We start from the raw sequence: 19912 nt of genomic DNA on the forward strand, positions 1-19912 counted from the left end.
AGTTGTTTCAAAATTCTTGATTGCTATAAGGTTGATAATCCCCTAGCAACAGTCATTGTCCCTAAAGCCAACTGAAAAATTAGGAACTTTCAGCATTAAACGGGGGTAATACTAGCAATCACGCCGCCTTGTTGGTGAATTCGTTGGTATTCCTGCGAGAGTTTACTAAAAGGTACAAAATAAACCTGATTGCTAGAGCGGAATTTGGAAACCCGATTGACTTTCCCTGAGGAACGATAGCCAGTAACTTCGATGCGATAGACTTTGCCATCTTCTCCAAGGCGAGCACCCAAGCGAGCTTTGGATCCAGTATAAGTCTCTTGGAAAGACCAACCATCTCCAATAGTTCCACCAGAGGGAGGAATTACAGGCAAAGGGGTTTCTTGAATCACATATTGGTTTAATACCGGTGCTTTGCCAGAAAGACTTCCTTTGAAATCGCTGCTAGAAGCTCCTCTTAATAAGGCGAAAAGGTGGGTAAAGCCCACCATATTTTTGCCTGGTTGAGTTTTGTAGCCCCGGTAGTAGGGAACAATATTTTCTCCGTAAGCGTTCTGGTATTCTTCGCTATCTATATAGGAGTCAATTTCCGCCTCGAATCCTTGAGTATCTAAAATAGTGCTGTGGTAGCGCATCTCTTCTAAACCATCAGGAGTGCGGCCTAGAAAATGTTTAAAGTTGAGTTCGATAAAACGATAGCGAGGGGAAGTCTCGAAGAAACGGGAACGATAAAGGTCAGATTTAGCCACAGCCCTGACAAATTCTCGCACGCTCAATTCCCCTCGCTTAAATTGAGATTCGGGAATAGTTGCCCGCTCGCTTTCCATCACATAGGCATTACCCAAAACTTGACGGTAGACACCACGAATAAGGGCTTCCACTTCTTCTTCTGTGCGTCCAGGGGTCAGTTCCAATGGCGGAGTCTCTTCAAATAAGGCTACCCCGAGCCGCGAAGCAGGTCCAAATGTCATATACCATCACCTCAATACTGAGAATCTAAATTGAGTTATAAAAACTCAATTACCTTAGCAAATTCCTAGTAAAGAAACTGGTGAGGAAATTGTAAAGAAATCGGAAAGATGTCTAAAGCCAGAGAAGGGGTATCTAAGTCTGGCGACTTCACAGGCTATACCGATGCATAATTTAAGGTGCGTTACGGCTTCGCCTAACGCACCCTACAGTCAATTTACATTTCTTCATATACATTGAATTTTTTTCGCCAACATAGTTAAAGCGATTTTAGGCGATAGCCAATGCCATGAACCGTTTCAATAAAATCATCATCTGCGCCAGTGGCTTTAAGTTTTTGTCTTAAGCTTCTGATGTGGACTTTTACCGTATGTTCATCTGGAGAGGATTCGGTTTTCCAGAGATGTTCAATAATAATGCTACGGCTCAGAACTCGGCGATTATTTCGTAACAGTAATTCTAATAAACTAAATTCTTTAGGTGTTAACCGGAGAAAATTCTGATTGTAACTAACTTCATAACTACTGGGATTCAGTTGCAACCCACCCCACTCTAGAATGGGAGGGGTGATATTGCTGCCTCGTCGGAGAAGGGCGCGAATTCGGGCAAATAATTCTCCTAGATCAACTGGTTTAAGGATGTAATCATCCGCTCCAATATCTAATCCTGTAATTTTGTCGCTAATAGTGTCTCGTGCTGTAATCATTAACACGGGCATTTGATAGCCGTGCGATCGCAGTCGATGGCACAGGGCAAACCCATCTGTTTTTGGTAACATCACGTCCAGCAACATCAGGTCATAGTCAAAGGCTTTGGCACAATCCCAACCTTGTTCACCATCCTGTGCCAAGTCAACAACATAAAGTTGATCGCTCAGAGCTTCTGCTAAAGTTTCTGCTAAAGGGATGTCATCTTCAACTAAAAGAATCCTCATTTGGTATAGACGACTTACTTAATTCAGTATTCAGTTTCAGCATAGAGTAAAAGAGGTTCTACCTATCTTTAAGATAAGTTAAGAAAAAGACTTTGTTGGCGAATTCTTTGATCTCAAACTTTATGCGGGTAAAGCCGTCAAGAGAGAAATAATTTTACCAAAATTATTAGCTTCGGTTGACCATGACGCTGTTGGCAAAATATTATTTAACTATTGAACTTATATCAATAAAATACACTTTATCTATTAATTTTTAGGAGTATCAGAAGACAAATGCCAAATCTTTATAGTCTTATCTGCACAACCACTGGCGATCTTTTGACCATCTGGACTGAATGCGACAGTTAGAACCGATGCTGAATGCTCCGTGAGAGTGTAAAGTTGGGTAGTGGTTTTGAGATCCCACACAATCACAGTTTTGTCACGACTGCAACTAACAAGTTTTTGAGTGTCAGGACTGAAAGCAACACAATTAACCCGTTGTGAATGACCGGTCAAAATGCAACATAAAATATCTTTTCTAAAAGAATACAAGCTAATTTCTTTGTAACTACCAACAGCAAATGTATGACCATCTGGGCTAAATGCTACAGAGTCAACCCAGCGTGAATGTTCAGTGAAAGTATGAAGAGGTTTTCCTGTATCAACATCCCAAATAATGACGCTCTTATCACGACAACCACTGATCAGCTTATTCCCATCTGGGCTAAACGCGACAGAATTAACCCAACTCAAATGACCTCTCAACGTACGAATACGCTTACCCTTACAAACATCCCAGATAATAATGTTATTGTCTAAGCTTCCACTGGCAAGCTTTTGACCATCTGGACTGAATGCAACGGAATTAACCCAACCCGAATGACCCGAAAACCATTTTCCAAGAGTGCGAATCGGTTTTGCTGTACGAACATCCCAAATAATGACAGTCTTATTGCGACCACCACTAGCAAGCTTCTCCCCATCTGGACTGAATGCAACTGACGCAATCCCTTCTGAATAACCACTCAGGGTACGATACTGTTGACCCATGCTAACATCCCACAAGTTAATAGTCTTGTCATCACTGCCGCTAGCCAGTGTCCGACCATCTGGGCTGAATGCAACTGACCAAACCCAGTCTGAATGACCATTTAACGTATGTATGCATTTGCAAGTTTGCATTTTGGGCGAAAGCTCCTAGATATATTAATTAAAGGATGGTATAAGCTCATCGAACAACAGTTGGGTATTAGATAAAGGGAAAGGTTTTCGGGCGGGTGGTCTATGCATCTGATAAGCACCTTTTTTTCCCACTACAACTATAATAGTTTGTAGCAAAATTTGCCAATCTAATCAGAGCGACCAATTGTGGTTCATGTGACCAGCGTCACTTCCCCAGTGTCCAGATCGTAGCGACCACCAACAATTTTTAGTTTCCCTGACTCTAGTAGTTGAGTTAAGATTGTTGAGGTTTGCTTCAATATTTCCACTTGATATTGAATATTGGCGATAACCACTTTATCAACCAAATCGCCAGATCTAGTTTTTACCTTGGTCAGAGATGGTTTGATGCTCTCAACAAAAGTACCTATTCTACCAGGAAGTGGTTCGCCTTTTACCGCAGCACTTACTGCACCACACCTTTTATGTCCCAAAACTACGATCAGTGGAGCACCTAATACGGATGTAGCAAATTCCAGGCTACCAATACCCTCAGTCGTCACGACATTCCCAGCTACGCGGACGACAAACAAATCCCCAAATCCCTGATCGAAAATAATTTCCGAAGGTACTCGTGAATCAGAACAACTCAGCATTGCTGTAAACGGATACTGAGCTTTAGCAACTAGTTGCAAATGTGCTACTGATTGGTTGGGGTTTTGACGCCTTTGCTGCACAAATCGTTTATTCCCATCCACCAATCGGTTCAAAGCTTCGTCAGGACTAAGTGCTTTAGGGTTTGATTGAACAGCAGGGCTAACGGGTTTAGGGTTTTGCTGAGCAACAGCTTGCTGTTTGTCCCAGACTGCGCTGCTACCAGCAGTAGCCCCCAGACTGACTCCTCCCACACCTACCAGCTTCAATAGCTCGCGACGTCCAACAAAACCATTTATCCAACTCATCGCTATAACCTCTTACAATTGAATTTAGTGGGTCATGAAGTTTCAGTTCAGCACTACCAATGAAAATTTGTTTTCAAAGTAGACTATAAGTGTCAAACCTTAGAGCCAAGCAGCAAGTTATGCCGAGTCACATCCCTAGACAATTGCTCGACTAACCTGACATTTACAAAATAGTCAGGTCTTATCAGCTATCCGGGAACTACGTTACACGGCTGTGAAGACCATTATGCTGACAACTTGATACTTTTTCACTTACGTTAACTGCGTTGTCGCAGGTTAACAATAACCTTTTGTAGATAACCTTACCATCTTTAAAGGGGAATTTATTAACCAGAAAGCTATTATTTTTTAATAAATATTAGATACCTTTGATAAGTATTGAAAATTTTTATTAAAAACAGAAGAACAATTAATCGTAAAGATGAGGTAAAACAGAAGGAGCCAGATTTCCACTGCTTGACTGACTCCACATCTTATGCAACTAAACTAGTGCTTAACTGGGTCTTCTAACTGGTAAAGGTGCTGGTTTCACAGTTATTTGTGTGCTTTGCCCATTACGTTGCACTTGTAATTGCAAAGGGGCACCTATTTTACTGTTTTCTATTAACTTTTGTACCTCTTCAATGCTACTCACAGACTGGCTATTAATGCTTTGAATGACGTCACCAGCTCGTAATCCAGCAACAGATGCAGGGCTACTAGGAACAATCTTGAGCAACAAAACCCCTTTATCTACTGATAGATTGACGCCAAATTCACTATTTACTCTTTGTTTAATATCTGGTGTCAGTGTGACCATTTGAACACCTAAGTACGGATGCTCAACTTTCCCTTTAGTGATTAATTGTTGACTAATCCTCTGAACAGTATTAATAGGAATAGCAAATCCTAACCCTTGCGCACCTTTAATGATGGCAGTGTTCATTCCAATTACCTCACCGCGAGCATTTAAGAGTGGTCCACCAGAGTTACCTGGGTTAATTGCGGCATCGGTTTGAATGTAGTCAAGGCGCTTGCTGCTATCACCAATGTCAGTACTAGAACGACCTGTAGCGCTAATAATTCCAGAAGTTACCGTGTTGTCTAAACCTAAAGGATTACCGATCGCAATGACTGCTTCTCCCGGTTGCACAATATCTGAGTTACCCACAGCAAGGGTTGGCAAGTTATTTGCATCAATTTTAACCACAGAAACGTCTGTTACTGGATCTTCTCCTAGTACACGTCCCTTAAAACTACGACCATCTTTTAATTTCACTGTTACAGTGTCAGCACCATCGATCACATGAGAGTTAGTCAAAATTTGGCCATTAGCGTTGATAATAAATCCAGAACCGCTGCCTCGTTCTATTTGCTGCCTAGGTTCTGAGGAATCCCTGTCTCCAAAAAACCGCCTAAAAAAAGGATCACTATACTCGTCTGGAGCTTGAGAAGTTATAGTTCTAGTAGAATCAATACGAACCACTGCTGATCCCACCTTTTGCACAACTGTAACAATAAAATTCGGATCTCCATTCGCTGCAATCATCGGGGGTGGAACAATAGCAGGATTTGTTTGGGTGGTCTTTTGAGTTTCATTTTGGGACTCAGTATTAGGCTGTTGAGTCTTAAAAAAGCTGCTAGGTATAGAACATCCTCCAAGAGACGCGATCGCTATTCCACCTATTAAGATAGACAGAATACTCTTTGGTGAACATTTGTGAAGCTTACGTGTCCTTATTGGGAGGATGACGTAACGGAAAAAGGGGGAGTTCATGTTGCTCTGTTGCCTGTTTTTTTCGTTGCTTATCCCCGATACACCATTTTTTATGATAATTCTAGAGTATTTTAACTTAATATCATCTTCTTTTTTGTTCATATGTTTTCGCTGCTCCGTCGAAATCAGTCGGTGTTAGGATCTTGTCTACTAAGGGGAGTTCAACAATAGTTACAACTTTCTAGAGTTTAGTTTGCTAAATTGGCGCTTGCCTTTTTGTATCTTCTATTGTGACGATTGCTAGCATTGGTGTAGATCATGGAAATTACCATAGAAAGTCTGTGGAGTCAGGTACTAGAGCGCTTGCAGTTAGAGCTATCCCGTCCCACCTTTGAAACTTGGATCAAAACCGCTAGTGCGGAGCGATTGGAAAATAATTCCTTGGTGATTCGCACCCCTAACCCCTTTGCTCGTAATTGGTTACAGAAGTATTACATAAAAACTCTTGGCAATGTAGTAAAAGATATTCTGGGTTATCCAGTAGAGATTTACATCACGGTTGCAAAAGGTGATGAGGTATCGCCTGAAGGCGAACGAGAGATTTCTTGGGGCTTACCACCCCAAAACAGTTCTGCTGAGAGTATTCCCAAAAATAAAGCAACAACTACTGATTTAAATTTGAAGTATGTATTCTCCCGATTTGTCGTTGGTGCTAATAATCGCATGGCTCACGCTGCTGCCTTAGCTGTTGCTGAATCTCCTGGAAGAGAGTTTAACCCTTTATTTTTATGCGGTGGTGTCGGCTTGGGTAAGACTCACCTCATGCAAGCGATTGGTCACTATCGCTCCGAGATTTGTCCTGATTCTAGAATATTTTACGTCTCTACTGAGCGGTTTACCAATGATTTGATTACTGCTATTCGCAAGGATAGTATGCAGAATTTTCGGGATCACTACCGTGCGGCTGACGTGCTTTTAGTAGATGACATTCAGTTTATCGAAGGCAAGGAATACACTCAAGAAGAATTTTTTCACACTTTTAATACTTTACATGAAGCTGGTAAGCAGGTGGTTTTAGCATCTGATCGTCCACCAAACCAAATCCCCAGACTGCAAGAACGTTTATGTTCTCGTTTTTCTATGGGGTTAATTGCTGATATTCAGCCACCTGATTTGGAAACCAGAATGGCAATTTTACAAAAAAAAGCTGAGTATGAAAATATTCGTCTGCCAAGAGACGTCATAGAGTACATTGCTTCTCACTATACTTCTAATATTCGAGAATTAGAGGGAGCTTTAATTCGCTCTGTTGCCTATATCTCTATTTGGGGTTTACCTATGACGGTAGAAAATATAGCACCAGTTTTGGAACCACCAACTCAGAAGGTGGAAACAACCCCAGAGATAATTTTAACAATCGTAGCAGATGCTTTCGATGTCTCAGTCGAAGACCTTAAAAGTAATTCGCGCCGACGGGAAATAAGTTGGGCTCGTCAAATCGGAATGTATCTGATGCGTCAGCATACGGATCTGAGTTTACCTAGAATAGGAGAGGAATTTGGTGGTAAAGACCACACAACAGTGATTTATAGTTGTGAAAAAATTACCCAGCTAAGAGAAACTGATCAAGCTTTGTCACAAAGACTGCGTCAATTGAGCGATCGCATTAATATGACAAGCCGCCCCCTGAAATAAGTTGGATTTTTGGAACTTAATGGTACTACAGAACTTCTAAGGATAAGTCACTAGTTCATTATTAAGTAAAGCCTAAAAATTGATTAAGATAAAATTACTTTGTGGAAAACTTTAACATTTCTGTGGAAAACTTCAACTTTTCTGTGGAAAAAATGATCATTTGAGTGAAAAAGTTTCATCTGTATCATTAATTTGTGGAAAAATAGGGGTTTTTCCACAGGTTTTCCACAGGTGTTGATTGACAGGACTATCAGCAATCAGTACTCAATCAGATTTCTCCACAATTTCCACAGTAACTGCTTTTTTGCTGAAGAACGATTCAGTCGCCACAAATTATCAACAACGGTGCTACCATATCCAACACATAAGCTGAAATTCCGCCATGAAATTAGTTTGCACCCAAAGTGATCTCAGTACTAACCTCTCACTCACAAGTCGTGCCGTGCCTTCACGCCCGACTCATCCAGTACTTGCGAATGTGCTGCTACAAGCGGATGCAGAAACTAATCAGGTAAGCTTAACAGCCTTTGATCTTAGCCTAGGTATCCGCACAAGCTTTAGTGCTGAAGTTTTAGAGGGGGGAACAATTGCTATTCCTGCTAAGTTGCTTAATGATATCACCTCTCGTCTTCCAGAGGGAGAAATTACTTTGGAAGATGAATCATCATCTATGGGGGATACCCTAGGGGCTGAAGGCTTAATTGTTACACTCACATCCAAGAGTGGACGGTATCAAATACGGGCAATGGGAGCCGACGATTTTCCAGCACTTCCTGTTATTGAAGGCGATCAAGCACTTCATCTCCCCACCACTGCATTGCTTGAGGGACTGAAAGGTTCATTATTTGCTACTAGTGCTGATGAAACAAAGCAAGTACTCACCGGAGTACATTTAACAGTTAAACAAGACACCCTGGAATTTGCTGCTACTGATGGACACCGCTTAGCAGTAGTGGAAACAACTAACGAGAGTAAAGTTGAAAATACCGAAAATCAATTAGAAGTTACAGTACCCGCAAGAGCACTACGAGAATTAGAGCGGATGTTAGCTCATAGTAATTCAGAAAATCAACCAGTAGCCTTATATTTTGATCAAGGGCAAGTGGTTTTTGAATTGGCTTATCAAAGGCTAACTAGCCGCACTTTAGAAGGTCAATACCCTGCTTACCGGCAACTCATACCCCATCAATTTCAACGAGAATTAACTTTAGAAAGAAAACAATTCTTAAGTGCTTTAGAAAGAATTGCTGTTTTAGCAGATCAGAAGAATAATATTGTAAAAGTTAGCCTAGATAATGCAGCGCAAGAAATTACCATTACCTGTGAAGCTCAAGACGTAGGTAGTGCCCTAGAATCAATGCCCGCACAAATATCTGGAGAGAATATAGATATAGCTTTTAATATCAAATACTTAATGGAAGGGTTAAAAGCCTTGCCAGCCACAGAAATCTTAATACAGTTAAATCAAGCCTTAACCCCAGTGATTTTCACACCCCTGGGTGGTTTGAAAATGACTTATTTAGCTATGCCTGTGCAACTACGAAATTAAAGGAGTTCCGCATTCAACCATCTAGAATGCCCTCCCCGAGGATCGGGGAGGTTAAGAGGAATGAAAGGGAACTCGAAGCCGTGAAAACTAGGTCGCCCGCAATTCCACTCGGTTTCAACCTACCCTACAATGAAAAGATTCTTTCGCCCACGTCCCTTGCAGCGTCTCGTAGAGAGGGGCGAGGCTTTAAACATTAACCTGTTTTCGTAAAAATAATGTCCAGCTTCACACAGAATTGGTACCAATCATTAATACGTAGTTAATTTTTCTAAATCCTCATGGAATCAAATAAAGAACAATTCAATACAAATTTAGAAATCCCTGTTGAGATAGAGGCAGTCTCAGAAATAGAAATAAAACTAGATATACTGAGCTACTTGTCAATGCCTATAGCCGTATTTCTATTGTCTCTATCTGCAATTTTTATTAAATTGAGCGAAACCGAAATTGGTTCAAATGCTACGATTTTCAACCGTTTTTGGCTTGGTGCCGTTGCTTTTGGTTTGTGGAATAGTATTCAATCGTGGCAATATCAGCTATCCACAAATTTACCACGCAAGCGAGAATCTTATACAACCAATGACATTATCTATTTTGTGGTCTTATCTATTATTAACATCGGCTCGTTACTCTCCTGGGCTTCGTCTATAACTCAAACGAGTATTGCTAATGCAAACTTACTCCATAACCTCAATCCATTGTTTGCGATTTTGGGAGGATGGCTTTTCTTTAAGCATCGTTTTAGTAAAAATTTTTATATGAGCTTTGTATTAGTTTTAGGAGGGACGATTATTTTAGCAATTCAAGATTGGCAACTGTCTACTGATAATTTTATAGGTGATAGTATGGCTTTACTTTCTGCCATATTTTATGCTGCCAGCCTTTTGCTTAGAGAACACCTACGAACCAAATTTGAGACAACAAAGATACTATTATGGTCTTGTACACTAGGTAGTTTGTTTACTCTTCCAATTACACTTATTACTGAAGATAGAGTCTTTCCTTATTCCGCTTTAGGGTGGTCGGCAGTAATCGGGCTAGCAATTCTATGCCAATTTGTAGGACAAGGACTTATAACCTATACGCTCAAAAAATTTTCTACAGGTTTTGTTTCTTTGTTCCTTTTACTTGAGCCAATCATAACTGCAATGCTTGCTTGGCTAATCTTCTCAGAGCGGCTAAATTTGATTAATTGGCTGGCTTTTTTTGTAATTTGTTTAGGTATATATCTAGCCATCCGTGAAAGGATGAGAAATCCTATAGTAGTTAAAAATACTTAAACTTTAAGAAAATATTGTGTTATCGAAACAACATATAATTAAAGCAGAATCAGATAAAAAATAACTGACAACGAATAATTAAATTGTGAGAAAATAGTATACTATATAGATTTATTTACTTTTTTATCATATTATAAATATTTAATAATTCAAGATTTCTAGAATCTTAGTTACAAAAACTGCTAATCTCTTAAAATGAATTGTTAATCAGAGATATTCAACTTTTAGTTGATAATCCAGTCATATTTCAGAATCAAACACCAACAATTTGAAAGACTTATAATGTCAGATCAGACACAACGACCAACCAAGAACGAACAGGTAACACAGGAAGTTGATATTAAAGAGAATTGCGGCATAACAACAACTCATACCATCTCGTCCCGACTCCAGAGGGCGATTCAAATCCAGACCCCTAGCGAACTGCTTGCCAAGGCAAACTATATGAATCGCAGGCTTGAACCGGGGAGCATTGATTTTACAGAGGGTGATGCCCACGAACTACCCCCACCAGGTTTTGCGGAAGCCCTTCAGCGCTGGAGCATACCGCAAAATGAGAGTTGGTTCGGCTATAAAGATAATCTTCCGCAAGCACAAGCCGCTGTATCAGAGGGTTTAAAGACACAACGCGGAATTTTGATTGCACCTGAAGATATTTTCATGACCAATGGTAGTCTTATTGGTCTAGCTATTTGTCTTCAGATGGTGACTGAAATAGGGGATGAGGTTATTATCATTAGCCCACCCTGGTTAAACTATAGGCGGATGATTCATGTCGCTGGTGCAGTTCCGGTTGACGTTCCAGTAAACCCAGCCTCCTTTGATCCGGATCTAGATGCGATCGCAGCTGCTATAACCGAACGTACCCGAGCAATCATCGTTAATTCACCCCAAAACCCCACAGGCAAGATTTTTTCAGCAACAATCCTACAGCAATTAGCAACTCTGCTGACCGATGCCTCCAATTGTTTTGGTAAACCCATCTACCTGATTTCGGATGAAACCTTTAGCCGCATTGTGTTTGATCAACGGATTTGTCCCAGTCCTACCCAGTTCTACCCGTTTTCCTTCCTCATCTATGGCTACAGTAAAGTCTGGATGGCTCCTGGTCAACGCATCGGCTATATAGCCTTGCCACCCACGATGCCTGAACGTGAGTCGATAAGGCGCATAATCCGTACGCTACAAGGTAGTCCTTTTGGTTGGTGTTTCCCCAGCGCCTTGATGCAATATGCCCTCGTTGACATAGAGCAACTTACCCTCGATATGGATCATCTACAACGCAAGCGTGATTGGATGGTAACAGCACTCAAGGAAATGGGTTACAAGTTGCAAGTTCCTGAAGGGACATTCTTTTTGTTAGTAGAGTCGCCGTGGTTGGATGATTGTGCTTTTGCCGAGTTGCTAGCAAGCCACAATGTTTTTGTGTTCCCTGGAACACTCCAGGAAATACCAGGTTATTTCCGGATCTCTCTGACTGCAAATGATGATATGATTTCGCGTGCCTTGCCAAAATTTCAGGCAGCTATACGACACGCTACTGCTATAGAAAATGTTTTAGCTTAGTCTGAAGTTTTTTTGTAAATCACACGGCAATAAAAGATTATAAAGTACTAAAGACATTCTAATGACGACTTACAATAATATTCTGGAAGCGGTTGGCAGAACTCCCCTAATTAAACTTAATAATATTACTCAAGAAATTCAATCAACAATTTATAGTAAGGTAGAGTACCTTAATCCTGGTGGTAGCACGAAAGATAGAATAGCTCTTGCCATGATTGAAGCCGCAGAGAAAGCAGGTAAACTACAACCTGGCGGAACAATAATTGAGGCGACAGCAGGAAATACGGGAGTTGGGCTGGCGCTAATCGCAGCGATTAAAAAATATCGATGCATATTCGTAATGCCAGATAAGATGAGCCAGGATAAAATTAACTTACTTAAAGCCTATGGAGCAGAAGTAGTAATTACGCCTACATCAGTTCCGCCCGATTCTCCAGAAAGCTTCAACGGAGTAGCAGAAAGACTTGCTCAAGAAATATCAGGAGCTTACAGACCAGATCAATTTGCCAATCCTAATAATCCTTTAGCCCATTACTTAACAACTGGACCAGAAATTTGGTCGGATACTAATGGAAAAGTTGATGTTTTTGTCGCCGCGATGGGGACAGGTGGCACCATTTCAGGAGTTGGCAAATATCTGAAAGAAAAAAATCCAAATATAGTAATTGTTGGTGCAGATCCAGAAGGTTCAATTTTCTCCGGTGACACGCCTAAACTTTATAAAGTTGAGGGAATAGGTGAAGACTTTATTCCAAAGACGTTTAACCGCCAAGTCATAGATGAAATGGTGAGAGTTAGCGATCAAGAGTCTTTTAATATGGCTCGTCGTCTAGCAAGAGAAGAAGGTTTATTGGTAGGAGGCTCTTGCGGCACAGCAATGGCTGCAGCTCTTAAGTATGCAGCCAGATTATCAGAAGCGAAGCAGATTGTGGTCTTATTACCAGATACGGGAAGAAACTACATCAATAAAATATATTCCGATACTTGGATGCAGGAAAATGGTTTTTGGGAAGATATAAGCAGAAAGACAATAAAACTTCAAGACATACTTATCCAAAAAAAAGATTTTCCCCCACTCGTTTATGTCAATCCACAGGATACATTAAGTCAAGTCATTGCAGTGATGGAACAACTGAATATCTCTCAAATTCCAGTTATTGAAGACAATCACATCCTTGGGAGTTTAAATGAAGCTGCTTTAATGAAACTACTGCATGAAGGTATTAATTTCTCCAAACAAAAAGTTTCGGAGGTGATGAGTAAACCTTTACCAATTTTAAACGAAACCACTGATATTTCAGAAGCTTATCGAGTTCTTTTATCTGCCAATTCTGCTATCATAATTGAACAGAATAGTATTCCAATAGGATTAATCACTAGGTCCGATTTAATAAAGTATTGGGTAAGCCAAACAAAGTATGTGGATTATAAATAATTATACATAAAAAATTAACGATTTCATCAAAAATAAGAATATACAGTAAACTATCTTTTACAATCACCGCAAATAGAAACTGATAACTCCTGAATGATTATATTTTGGGATGTTGAAAAGTTTTGTATAAAACTGTTGAAGAAAAACAAGAATCTAGTTAGCTAGAATGAATGATTTAGTTTTTTTACCTGCTCATCAAATAGCAAAAGCAATTCGCGATCGCCAAGTCTCCTCTGTAGAGGTCACACACGCTTATTTGAATCAAATTGCTAAATACAACCCACGATTAAATGCGATTGTGACTCTGGATGCGGAAAATGCGATCGCGCAGTCGAAAGAGGCAGATAAAGCATTAGCTCAAGGAGAAAATTGGGGGATCTTACATGGAGTACCCGTAACTATCAAAGACACCCTTGAAACCAAAGGATTACGGACAACCAGTAGCTATCAACCCTTAGCTAATTATGTTCCAACACAAGATGCTACCGTCGTCGCTCGGCTACGCGCTGCTGGAGCAATTATTTTGGGAAAGACCAATACACCACAACTAGCTGATAACTTTCAGACTAATAGTCCCCTATTTGGTAGAACCAACAACCCGTGGAATCATGAATACACCCCAGGCGGTAGCACTGGGGGTGGAGCGAGTGCCATAGCTGCGGGGCTATCCCCTCTAGAAATCGGTAGTGATATTGGTGGATCTATCCGTGTTCCAGCTCACTTCTGTGGTATTTTCGGCTTGAAACCAACTGAGCATAGAGTGTCCACATTTGGACATATTCCAGAGTTACCAGAAACACCTAAAACCATCAGACACTTACAGACAGTAGGACCTCTTGCCCGCTCCGTGGAAGACTTGCGATTGTGCCTATCACTGATTGAAGGTTCAAAATCGCACCAGCCAGAAGTTATGCCACTCTCTCAACAAGTCAACCCAGTGACCACACTACAGTCTTACCGCTATGCTTGGTCAGAAGGTTTTGGTGATATTCCAGCAGCAGCAGAAACCAAAGCTGCTCTACAAAAACTAGCATTATCTCTAGCCGCGTTAGGTTGCTGTGTAGAGCAACACAACCAACTGCCACATTTTGACAGCAATGCGGTACGAGATACTTACCTCAAGATTTATAATTTTGAATTGGGTTTATCACAGCCAGAACTAACACAGTTTGAACAACAACAAAATTATATTACCGCCCTCAGGGAACGTAGTATTTTAATTGCGAATATAGAAAATTTCTTATCTGATTGGGATGTTTGGCTGTGTCCAGTGGTACCAGTCCCGGCTTTCACCCATCGTCAGCCAGGAACACCGATTGAGGTGGATGGTTGTGAGTTCCCCTATTTGACAACAATAGGCGCTTACACTACCATCTTCAACCTAACTGGCAACCCTGCTGTAGTTATGCCCTTTACCCAATCACGAGACGGATTACCTATTGGTGTGCAAGTGGTAGCCCAACGTGGGAGTGATATGAAGCTGTTACAGATTGCTGAAATTTTAACTCAAGTAACTGGTTATTTTAAACGCCCACCCAGATATTCAATGTAGCCACCTACGATGGTGTGCATTTTAAGATTCCCTTGCTCTTGTCTATATTCATAATTTGCCTGTGCCTTGCTATGGGATAGGAGTTAGAGGTTCGAGTTTTCGCGATTGCTCTTGTGCGAGAAATCACGAAAAATGTAAAGAAATGTTAAGCATTTTGGGAATATGTAGCCCGGCTTATGTTGAAATAAATAAGAAAATTCACTGAATCATAAACTTTTGACCGAGTTCTACTAACATACATTCATGGTGGTTTTAACTATGTTGAAGAAAAATTACATCCTCTTTGGTCTATTAACTACAGCTTTAACAATCGCTCCTGTTGCTGCTCAGGCTCAACAACAAGGTGGATCCACTTTTGGTAAGATCTTACAAGCTGCTCCTGATATTATCAATGGTATTAACACCCTGAGAGGGCAAGGTAATCAAGGCAATCAAAATAATAATGTTCAACAAAATCAACAGACTAATCAGCAGAATCTGACTAGCCAAAATGGTAGCGCTCCTCAACAAGATCAACAAAGTAACCAGCAGAACCCAACTAATCCAAATAATTTCTGTGGTGTAAGTGGTCAGTTACAAGTATCTGTTCAAAATCTCAACCCTGCTGCTGTCGCTTCTGATCTTGGTAACTCCATCACTAATTTAGTTCAAGGAAAACAAACAAATCCAAATCAACTTAACACTTCTGGAAATATTGGCTGTTCTAAGTAAAACGAAAGTGATTACTATTTTTTGTGAGCGATTACGCACCGCGTAATCGCTAGCCTCCTCCTTACAGACAAAGCTATACAGCGTTCTTTTTAACCAACTTTCACGTCTTCGGTAAACCGGATCTTTAGGTAATCTTCCTCCATCTTTGCTCCTGAAGGTTTGAGTGCTGCTAAGGCTTGCGGTAACACTAAGTTACGGCGGTGGTTACCGATGGTAATATTTAATTCATCACCTGTTTTACTGAGTTGAATCTGGTTTTTAGGAATACCAGGTAAGTAAAGCTCTAAGCTGTATTGATTTTGCTCTTGAGTAATTTTGATAGTGGTTTCTTTATAATAAACCTGAGTTGGATCTTCATCTTTGTAAAGTGTTTCCTTGAGCCGTTCCAAGGCAGGTAAACCACACATCTCCTCAGAAAATAAGGGCACTTCCTTTACAGGTAAAGGGTGAAAATTTTCATGAATTTCTTGGCGATATTGCTGCTGATTCTCTTTCCATCGCTGGAAAAAAGGATCTTGTACTTCGTTGGGAAGAATACGATTTGCAACCACTAAATCTGTTGCAACATTATACAAACTTAAGTAAGCATGGGCGCGGAGTGATTCTTTAATCACCATTTTTTCTGGATTTGTCACAAGGCGCACAGAAGTTTGACTATTGTCAGTTAATACTTTTTCCAAAGCCTCTATTTGTTGATAAAACTCATAAGGCGCATCCATAACCTCTTTATCTGGTAACGAGAAACCAGCGATCGGCTTAAAAAAAGGTTCTACTAGCGGTCTAAGCGCTACTGAGATGTTTTGAAACGGTTTGTAAAAACGTCTCATATACCAGCCACTAACTTCTGGCAAGCTTAATAAACGTAGTGCTGTACCTGTTGGGGCTGAATCGATAATCAGCACGTCAAAATCGCCTTCATCGTAGTGGCGTTTCATTCTTACCAAGCTAAAAATCTCGTCCATACCTGGTAGAATAGCCAATTCTTCAGCCTGTACCCCATCCAACCCTCGTGCTTGTAACACTTGAGTAATATAGCGTTTTACAGAACCCCAGTTTGCCTCTAGTTCTAGCAGTGCATCTAGTTCAGCACCAAATAAATTTGGGCGGATCTGTTTTGGTACATGCCCTAATTCTAAATCAAAACTATCTGCTAGAGAGTGTGCCGGGTCTGTACTTAAGACTAGTGTACGATAACCGAGTTCTGCACACCTGAGTCCAGTTGCTGCGGCTACGGAGGTTTTTCCAACCCCGCCTTTGCCAGTTAACAAAATTACACGCATGGATAGTTTTCTCTTAGCTGAGAAGTGTTTACATTTATTTACATTATCAATTATTTTTCGTGAAGAAATGCTGCTTCACCACATCTAGCCGTGAACAATTCCAATAATCAATGTGAGAAACGATAAGTTCTTCTGCGTTTAGGCGTAATTCACTCCAACCAGGGATAGATATCCTCGGTTTCCAAGGGAGAGGAGTATTCCAGTGAAGTGTCCACTCAGTTTTTATGGTGTCTCCTAAACGCTCAATACTGTGTAAGTCCATTTTTGGATCTATAAAAAAAGTCTCAATGAATTTAATCATCTGTTTGTAGCGTTGAACACCACGAAACTTATTAAGCGGATCTTGAAAATAAACATCGTCAGCGTAGATGCTGTAAGTTTGATTAATGGGAAATCTTTGATAATCTTGTTTTAAAGTTTCAACGATATTCATAACGATATTCATATTGTTGGATGTTAGGGGTTGAGTGTTAAGGATTGGGGATTGTTACAAAGGACTAAATGACAGGTGAGCCATAACCCCTATCCCCTAACAATTTTATTTTCCGATGCCCCATGCCCCATGCCCAAAAACTCCACCCGCAAGGGGATGGAGTTTTTTATTAAGCTTCTACCTCATCCCATAGACTTTGCAATTGACGACGCCAAGCAGCTAAAACTTCTTCTTGAACCTCTGGGTTTTGGTCTATTTCGCCCATAACTCCTTCAGCATACAACCGTTCTAGGTTTTGCATTGTAGTTTGCAATGATTGACCTTGCTGTTTTGCAGCCTGAATAATTTGCCGAATACGGCGTTCTATGAGTCTATTAAAAACATCATCTAAGCCAATCTCGTGCAGTATCTTCAGTTGATCGATCGCCTCGTGAAAATCTTCTACAACTAAAGTATTACAGTTGTGCTGAAATACTCCCCACACTACATTTTGCTGAATAGCGTAGCGCACTTGTTGAGTATCATCAAAGTTTGCTTCTAGGAACTGTTCTACAAAGGGTAGGGCTTCGTGTACTGATACAATTGGTAGTAAAATTCGCAACCAGCTTTCATCATCCGAAAGTATGACTAGTAGTCTATAAGTAGGAGCTTCTATCTGCCAAGAACCAGGTGCGACGGCGTTGACAGACTCTGCGCCAAATAAGTTTGTAAGTGTATCTGCGATTTCTGAGGGTTTCATAGGGTGTTGTTTTGCTTCAGCCTCTAGGGTATCGCGTTGATGCTTAAGTCATCACCTACACGACAACAGGAGTTATGAGTTATTATTTTTGAACTTTCTCCGTAAGTTCTAAATTGTTTCATGCAATCCAAAATCATACCCCCGCCCTTAAAACCTGGTGATTTGTTACGAGTTATTGCGCCTAGCGGTGCTGTGCGAGAATTAGAGGATTTTTTACGAGGGGTAGAAATTTGGCGATCGCGTGGATACCGAGTAGAAATCAGTCTAGAGATAGATGACAAATGGGGATACTTAGCTGGTAAAGATGAAACCCGCCGCCACCAGTTAGCAGAAGCATGGAAAGATCCGGCGTGTCGTGGAATTCTTTGTGCTAGGGGTGGTTATGGTAGTACCCGCCTTTTAGAGGATTGGACTTGGCAAAACAGCGAAGATCCCAAGTGGCTGATCGGTTTTTCTGACGTTACCGCCTTATTGTGGAGTCTCTATAATATAGGAATTTCTAGTGTTCATGGCCCTGTACTAACAACCATAGCAGCAGAACCAGATTGGTCAAAGCAAAGGCTATTTGATTGGGTGGAAGGTCGTTCTCTAGCTCCTTTACAAGGTTGTGGTTGGGGGGGTGGAGTCGTTAGCGGTACTTTACTTCCTGGTAATCTTACAGTAGCAACCCATCTTTTGAATACCCCATTGCAGCCAAGTTTCGACGGTGTTATTCTTGCTCTTGAGGATGTAACAGAAGCTCCCTATCGGATAGATAGAATGCTGACACAATGGCGGATGAGCGGAGAATTGCAAAAAATCCGAGGTATTGCATTGGGTAGTTTTAGCCGTTGTGAACCACCGCCAAATGTTCCTAGCTTTAATGTTGAGGAAGTGTTGCGCGATCGCTTGTCTGATGTAAATATTCCTATTGTTTCGGATTTACCCTTTGGTCATGATGGTTCAAATGCAGCTTTACCTGTTGGGGTGCAAGCAACATTAGATGCGGAACACGGAATATTGGATATTACAAGATAAATCGGTCTCAATGCCACTAATGTCACCACCGATATCTAATGTTCTAAAATCCATATTCAATCAACAATAATGATAAAATTCAGGTAAACAATCACTTTTATCTTAAAAATAATTGAAATTTAAACATGGGATCTTCTCAAGTTCTGTGGCAACCTAGAAAAACTCACGCAGACTTACTTATCCGTTCAGCTGTACTCTCAAATTCCTTCATTTGGCATCAGACAAACTATACTGGGATTTCGTTTGCTTGTTTTGAGTCTGATGAAGAGATTCAGGATCATCCAGTAACAATGCTAACTCGATTCGATCCAGGAGGCTTTTTCCCACTGCATGGTCATCCTGGTGGAGAAGAAATTTTGGTACTTGAAGGAAACGTCCAAGATGAAACAGGTGTGCATCCACCAGGAACTTATATGCTTAATCCTGAAGGCTTTAACCACCTCCCCTACAGCGATAAAGGATGTCTAACTTTTGTTAAATTACGGCAACATGGTGGCAAGACTCGTCAGCAAGTAAGAACGAATATTTTCGAGTTACCTTGGCAAACTGGAACTGTCCCAGAAATTGAGGTTCAACCACTGTACGAACAATTGGGATACCCAGAAAAAGTCTGGATTGAACGGTGGCAACCAGGTACTAAGTTATCTAATGTCGTTGAAACTGAGGTTAAAGAAATCTTTGTTATCGAAGGGACTTGGAGTGATGAATTAGGGGATTATCCAACTTACAGTTGGCTACGGTATTCACCAAATTGCCGTTATAGTCCCGCTTCAAAAAATGGTTGTCTTATTTATGTTAAGACCTATCCTACCGATACAATCAGGTTTATTGTTGGAGAAGACTTCCGAGAGCCTTGGGAAACAGATGTATGATTGTTGACAGTTAACTGTTAACTGTTAACTGTTAACTGTTAACTGTCAATAGGGGGTGTTTGACCCATCCCGTGTGGCT

Annotated in this window: 17 protein-coding genes; 9 read left to right on the forward strand and 8 right to left on the reverse strand. The window is 40.8% G+C overall.

Features of this window, described 5'->3' with window-relative positions; all coding sequences use genetic code 11:
• Nucleotides 1-95: 95 nt before the first annotated feature.
• The 5 genes from G4P69_RS04770 to G4P69_RS04790 all read right to left on the reverse strand — a co-directional run bounded on the left by G4P69_RS04770 (nucleotide 96) and on the right by G4P69_RS04790 (nucleotide 5764).
• Nucleotides 96-971, reverse strand: a complete 876-nt coding sequence (locus G4P69_RS04770) for a phycobilisome linker polypeptide (RefSeq protein WP_208348661.1) — start codon at nucleotides 969-971, stop codon at nucleotides 96-98.
• 257 nt (nucleotides 972-1228) lie between these two features.
• A complete protein-coding gene (locus G4P69_RS04775) occupies nucleotides 1229-1903 on the reverse strand; it encodes a response regulator transcription factor (RefSeq protein ID WP_208346063.1) in 675 nt (224 codons plus the stop codon).
• Nucleotides 1904-2149: 246 nt separating this feature from the next.
• The gene (locus G4P69_RS04780) at nucleotides 2150-3067 is read right to left on the reverse strand and encodes a WD40 repeat domain-containing protein (RefSeq protein WP_208346062.1); all 918 of its coding nucleotides are present in this window, start codon (nucleotides 3065-3067) and stop codon (nucleotides 2150-2152) included.
• A 191-nt stretch (nucleotides 3068-3258) separates the two neighbouring features.
• A complete protein-coding gene (locus G4P69_RS04785; protein ID WP_208348664.1) occupies nucleotides 3259-4008 on the reverse strand; it encodes a carbonic anhydrase in 750 nt (249 codons plus the stop codon).
• 493 nt (nucleotides 4009-4501) lie between these two features.
• A complete protein-coding gene (locus G4P69_RS04790; protein ID WP_208346082.1) occupies nucleotides 4502-5764 on the reverse strand; it encodes an HhoA/HhoB/HtrA family serine endopeptidase in 1263 nt (420 codons plus the stop codon).
• Between the two features lie 258 nt (nucleotides 5765-6022).
• Here G4P69_RS04790 and dnaA point away from each other — a divergent pair, with 258 nt between their 5' ends.
• The 7 genes from dnaA (at nucleotide 6023) to G4P69_RS04825 (ending at nucleotide 15492) form a co-directional block, all read left to right on the forward strand.
• The gene (gene dnaA / locus G4P69_RS04795; protein WP_208348666.1) at nucleotides 6023-7399 is read left to right on the forward strand and encodes a chromosomal replication initiator protein DnaA; all 1377 of its coding nucleotides are present in this window, start codon (nucleotides 6023-6025) and stop codon (nucleotides 7397-7399) included.
• A 382-nt stretch (nucleotides 7400-7781) separates the two neighbouring features.
• A complete protein-coding gene (gene dnaN / locus G4P69_RS04800; RefSeq protein ID WP_208348673.1) occupies nucleotides 7782-8948 on the forward strand; it encodes a DNA polymerase III subunit beta in 1167 nt (388 codons plus the stop codon).
• A 278-nt stretch (nucleotides 8949-9226) separates the two neighbouring features.
• Nucleotides 9227-10228, forward strand: a complete 1002-nt coding sequence (locus tag G4P69_RS04805; protein WP_208348676.1) for a DMT family transporter — start codon at nucleotides 9227-9229, stop codon at nucleotides 10226-10228.
• A 282-nt stretch (nucleotides 10229-10510) separates the two neighbouring features.
• Nucleotides 10511-11794 carry an aminotransferase class I/II-fold pyridoxal phosphate-dependent enzyme gene (locus G4P69_RS04810; RefSeq protein WP_208348682.1) on the forward strand — a complete coding sequence of 428 codons (1284 nt, stop codon included), beginning with the start codon at nucleotides 10511-10513 and terminating at the stop codon, nucleotides 11792-11794.
• Nucleotides 11795-11855: 61 nt separating this feature from the next.
• The gene (locus G4P69_RS04815; RefSeq protein ID WP_208339377.1) at nucleotides 11856-13229 is read left to right on the forward strand and encodes a cystathionine beta-synthase; all 1374 of its coding nucleotides are present in this window, start codon (nucleotides 11856-11858) and stop codon (nucleotides 13227-13229) included.
• A 166-nt stretch (nucleotides 13230-13395) separates the two neighbouring features.
• A complete protein-coding gene (locus tag G4P69_RS04820; protein WP_208339376.1) occupies nucleotides 13396-14781 on the forward strand; it encodes an amidase in 1386 nt (461 codons plus the stop codon).
• 258 nt (nucleotides 14782-15039) lie between these two features.
• Nucleotides 15040-15492 carry a hypothetical protein gene (locus G4P69_RS04825; RefSeq protein ID WP_208339375.1) on the forward strand — a complete coding sequence of 151 codons (453 nt, stop codon included), beginning with the start codon at nucleotides 15040-15042 and terminating at the stop codon, nucleotides 15490-15492.
• 89 nt (nucleotides 15493-15581) lie between these two features.
• Here G4P69_RS04825 and G4P69_RS04830 read toward each other — a convergent pair whose 3' ends face one another.
• The 3 genes from G4P69_RS04830 to G4P69_RS04840 form a co-directional block, all read right to left on the reverse strand.
• Nucleotides 15582-16772 (reverse strand): TRC40/GET3/ArsA family transport-energizing ATPase, encoded by a 1191-nt coding sequence (locus G4P69_RS04830; protein ID WP_208339374.1) that lies wholly within the window; start codon nucleotides 16770-16772, stop codon nucleotides 15582-15584.
• 46 nt (nucleotides 16773-16818) lie between these two features.
• Nucleotides 16819-17205: a DUF2358 domain-containing protein gene (locus G4P69_RS04835; protein WP_208339373.1), complete on the reverse strand. Its 387-nt coding sequence runs from the start codon at nucleotides 17203-17205 to the stop codon at nucleotides 16819-16821.
• A 169-nt stretch (nucleotides 17206-17374) separates the two neighbouring features.
• Nucleotides 17375-17944 carry a hypothetical protein gene (locus G4P69_RS04840; protein WP_208339372.1) on the reverse strand — a complete coding sequence of 190 codons (570 nt, stop codon included), beginning with the start codon at nucleotides 17942-17944 and terminating at the stop codon, nucleotides 17375-17377.
• Nucleotides 17945-18064: 120 nt separating this feature from the next.
• On the opposite strand from G4P69_RS04840, the gene G4P69_RS04845 reads away from it, so the two are divergent.
• Together G4P69_RS04845 and G4P69_RS04850 are read left to right on the forward strand one after the other, a co-directional pair.
• Nucleotides 18065-18961 (forward strand): S66 peptidase family protein, encoded by an 897-nt coding sequence (locus tag G4P69_RS04845; RefSeq protein WP_208339371.1) that lies wholly within the window; start codon nucleotides 18065-18067, stop codon nucleotides 18959-18961.
• A gap of 125 nt (nucleotides 18962-19086) precedes the next feature.
• On the forward strand, nucleotides 19087-19833 hold the full coding sequence (locus G4P69_RS04850; protein WP_208339370.1) for a cupin domain-containing protein: 747 nt from the start codon (nucleotides 19087-19089) through the stop codon (nucleotides 19831-19833).
• Nucleotides 19834-19912 lie beyond the last annotated feature (79 nt).

The organism is Aetokthonos hydrillicola CCALA 1050, assembly GCF_017591665.1.
Taxonomy (GTDB): Bacteria; Cyanobacteriota; Cyanobacteriia; order Cyanobacteriales; family Nostocaceae; genus Aetokthonos; species Aetokthonos hydrillicola.

Bases quoted from the DNA above. Each gene is read 5' to 3' on its own strand.
- G4P69_RS04805 (WP_208348676.1), top strand. From the start codon at position 9,227: ATGGAATCAAATAAAGAACAATTCAATACAAATTTAGAAATCCCTGTT.
- G4P69_RS04820 (WP_208339376.1), top strand. From the start codon at position 13,396: ATGAATGATTTAGTTTTTTTACCTGCTCATCAAATAGCAAAAGCAATT.
- dnaA (WP_208348666.1), top strand. From the start codon at position 6,023: ATGGAAATTACCATAGAAAGTCTGTGGAGTCAGGTACTAGAGCGCTTG.
- G4P69_RS04775 (WP_208346063.1), bottom strand. From the start codon at position 1,903: ATGAGGATTCTTTTAGTTGAAGATGACATCCCTTTAGCAGAAACTTTA.
- G4P69_RS04830 (WP_208339374.1), bottom strand. From the start codon at position 16,772: ATGCGTGTAATTTTGTTAACTGGCAAAGGCGGGGTTGGAAAAACCTCC.
- G4P69_RS04845 (WP_208339371.1), top strand. From the start codon at position 18,065: ATGCAATCCAAAATCATACCCCCGCCCTTAAAACCTGGTGATTTGTTA.
- G4P69_RS04815 (WP_208339377.1), top strand. From the start codon at position 11,856: ATGACGACTTACAATAATATTCTGGAAGCGGTTGGCAGAACTCCCCTA.
- G4P69_RS04785 (WP_208348664.1), bottom strand. From the start codon at position 4,008: ATGAGTTGGATAAATGGTTTTGTTGGACGTCGCGAGCTATTGAAGCTG.
- G4P69_RS04850 (WP_208339370.1), top strand. From the start codon at position 19,087: ATGGGATCTTCTCAAGTTCTGTGGCAACCTAGAAAAACTCACGCAGAC.
- G4P69_RS04780 (WP_208346062.1), bottom strand. From the start codon at position 3,067: ATGCAAACTTGCAAATGCATACATACGTTAAATGGTCATTCAGACTGG.
- G4P69_RS04790 (WP_208346082.1), bottom strand. From the start codon at position 5,764: ATGAACTCCCCCTTTTTCCGTTACGTCATCCTCCCAATAAGGACACGT.
- G4P69_RS04835 (WP_208339373.1), bottom strand. From the start codon at position 17,205: ATGAATATCGTTGAAACTTTAAAACAAGATTATCAAAGATTTCCCATT.
- G4P69_RS04810 (WP_208348682.1), top strand. From the start codon at position 10,511: ATGTCAGATCAGACACAACGACCAACCAAGAACGAACAGGTAACACAG.
- G4P69_RS04770 (WP_208348661.1), bottom strand. From the start codon at position 971: ATGACATTTGGACCTGCTTCGCGGCTCGGGGTAGCCTTATTTGAAGAG.
- G4P69_RS04825 (WP_208339375.1), top strand. From the start codon at position 15,040: ATGTTGAAGAAAAATTACATCCTCTTTGGTCTATTAACTACAGCTTTA.
- G4P69_RS04840 (WP_208339372.1), bottom strand. From the start codon at position 17,944: ATGAAACCCTCAGAAATCGCAGATACACTTACAAACTTATTTGGCGCA.
- dnaN (WP_208348673.1), top strand. From the start codon at position 7,782: ATGAAATTAGTTTGCACCCAAAGTGATCTCAGTACTAACCTCTCACTC.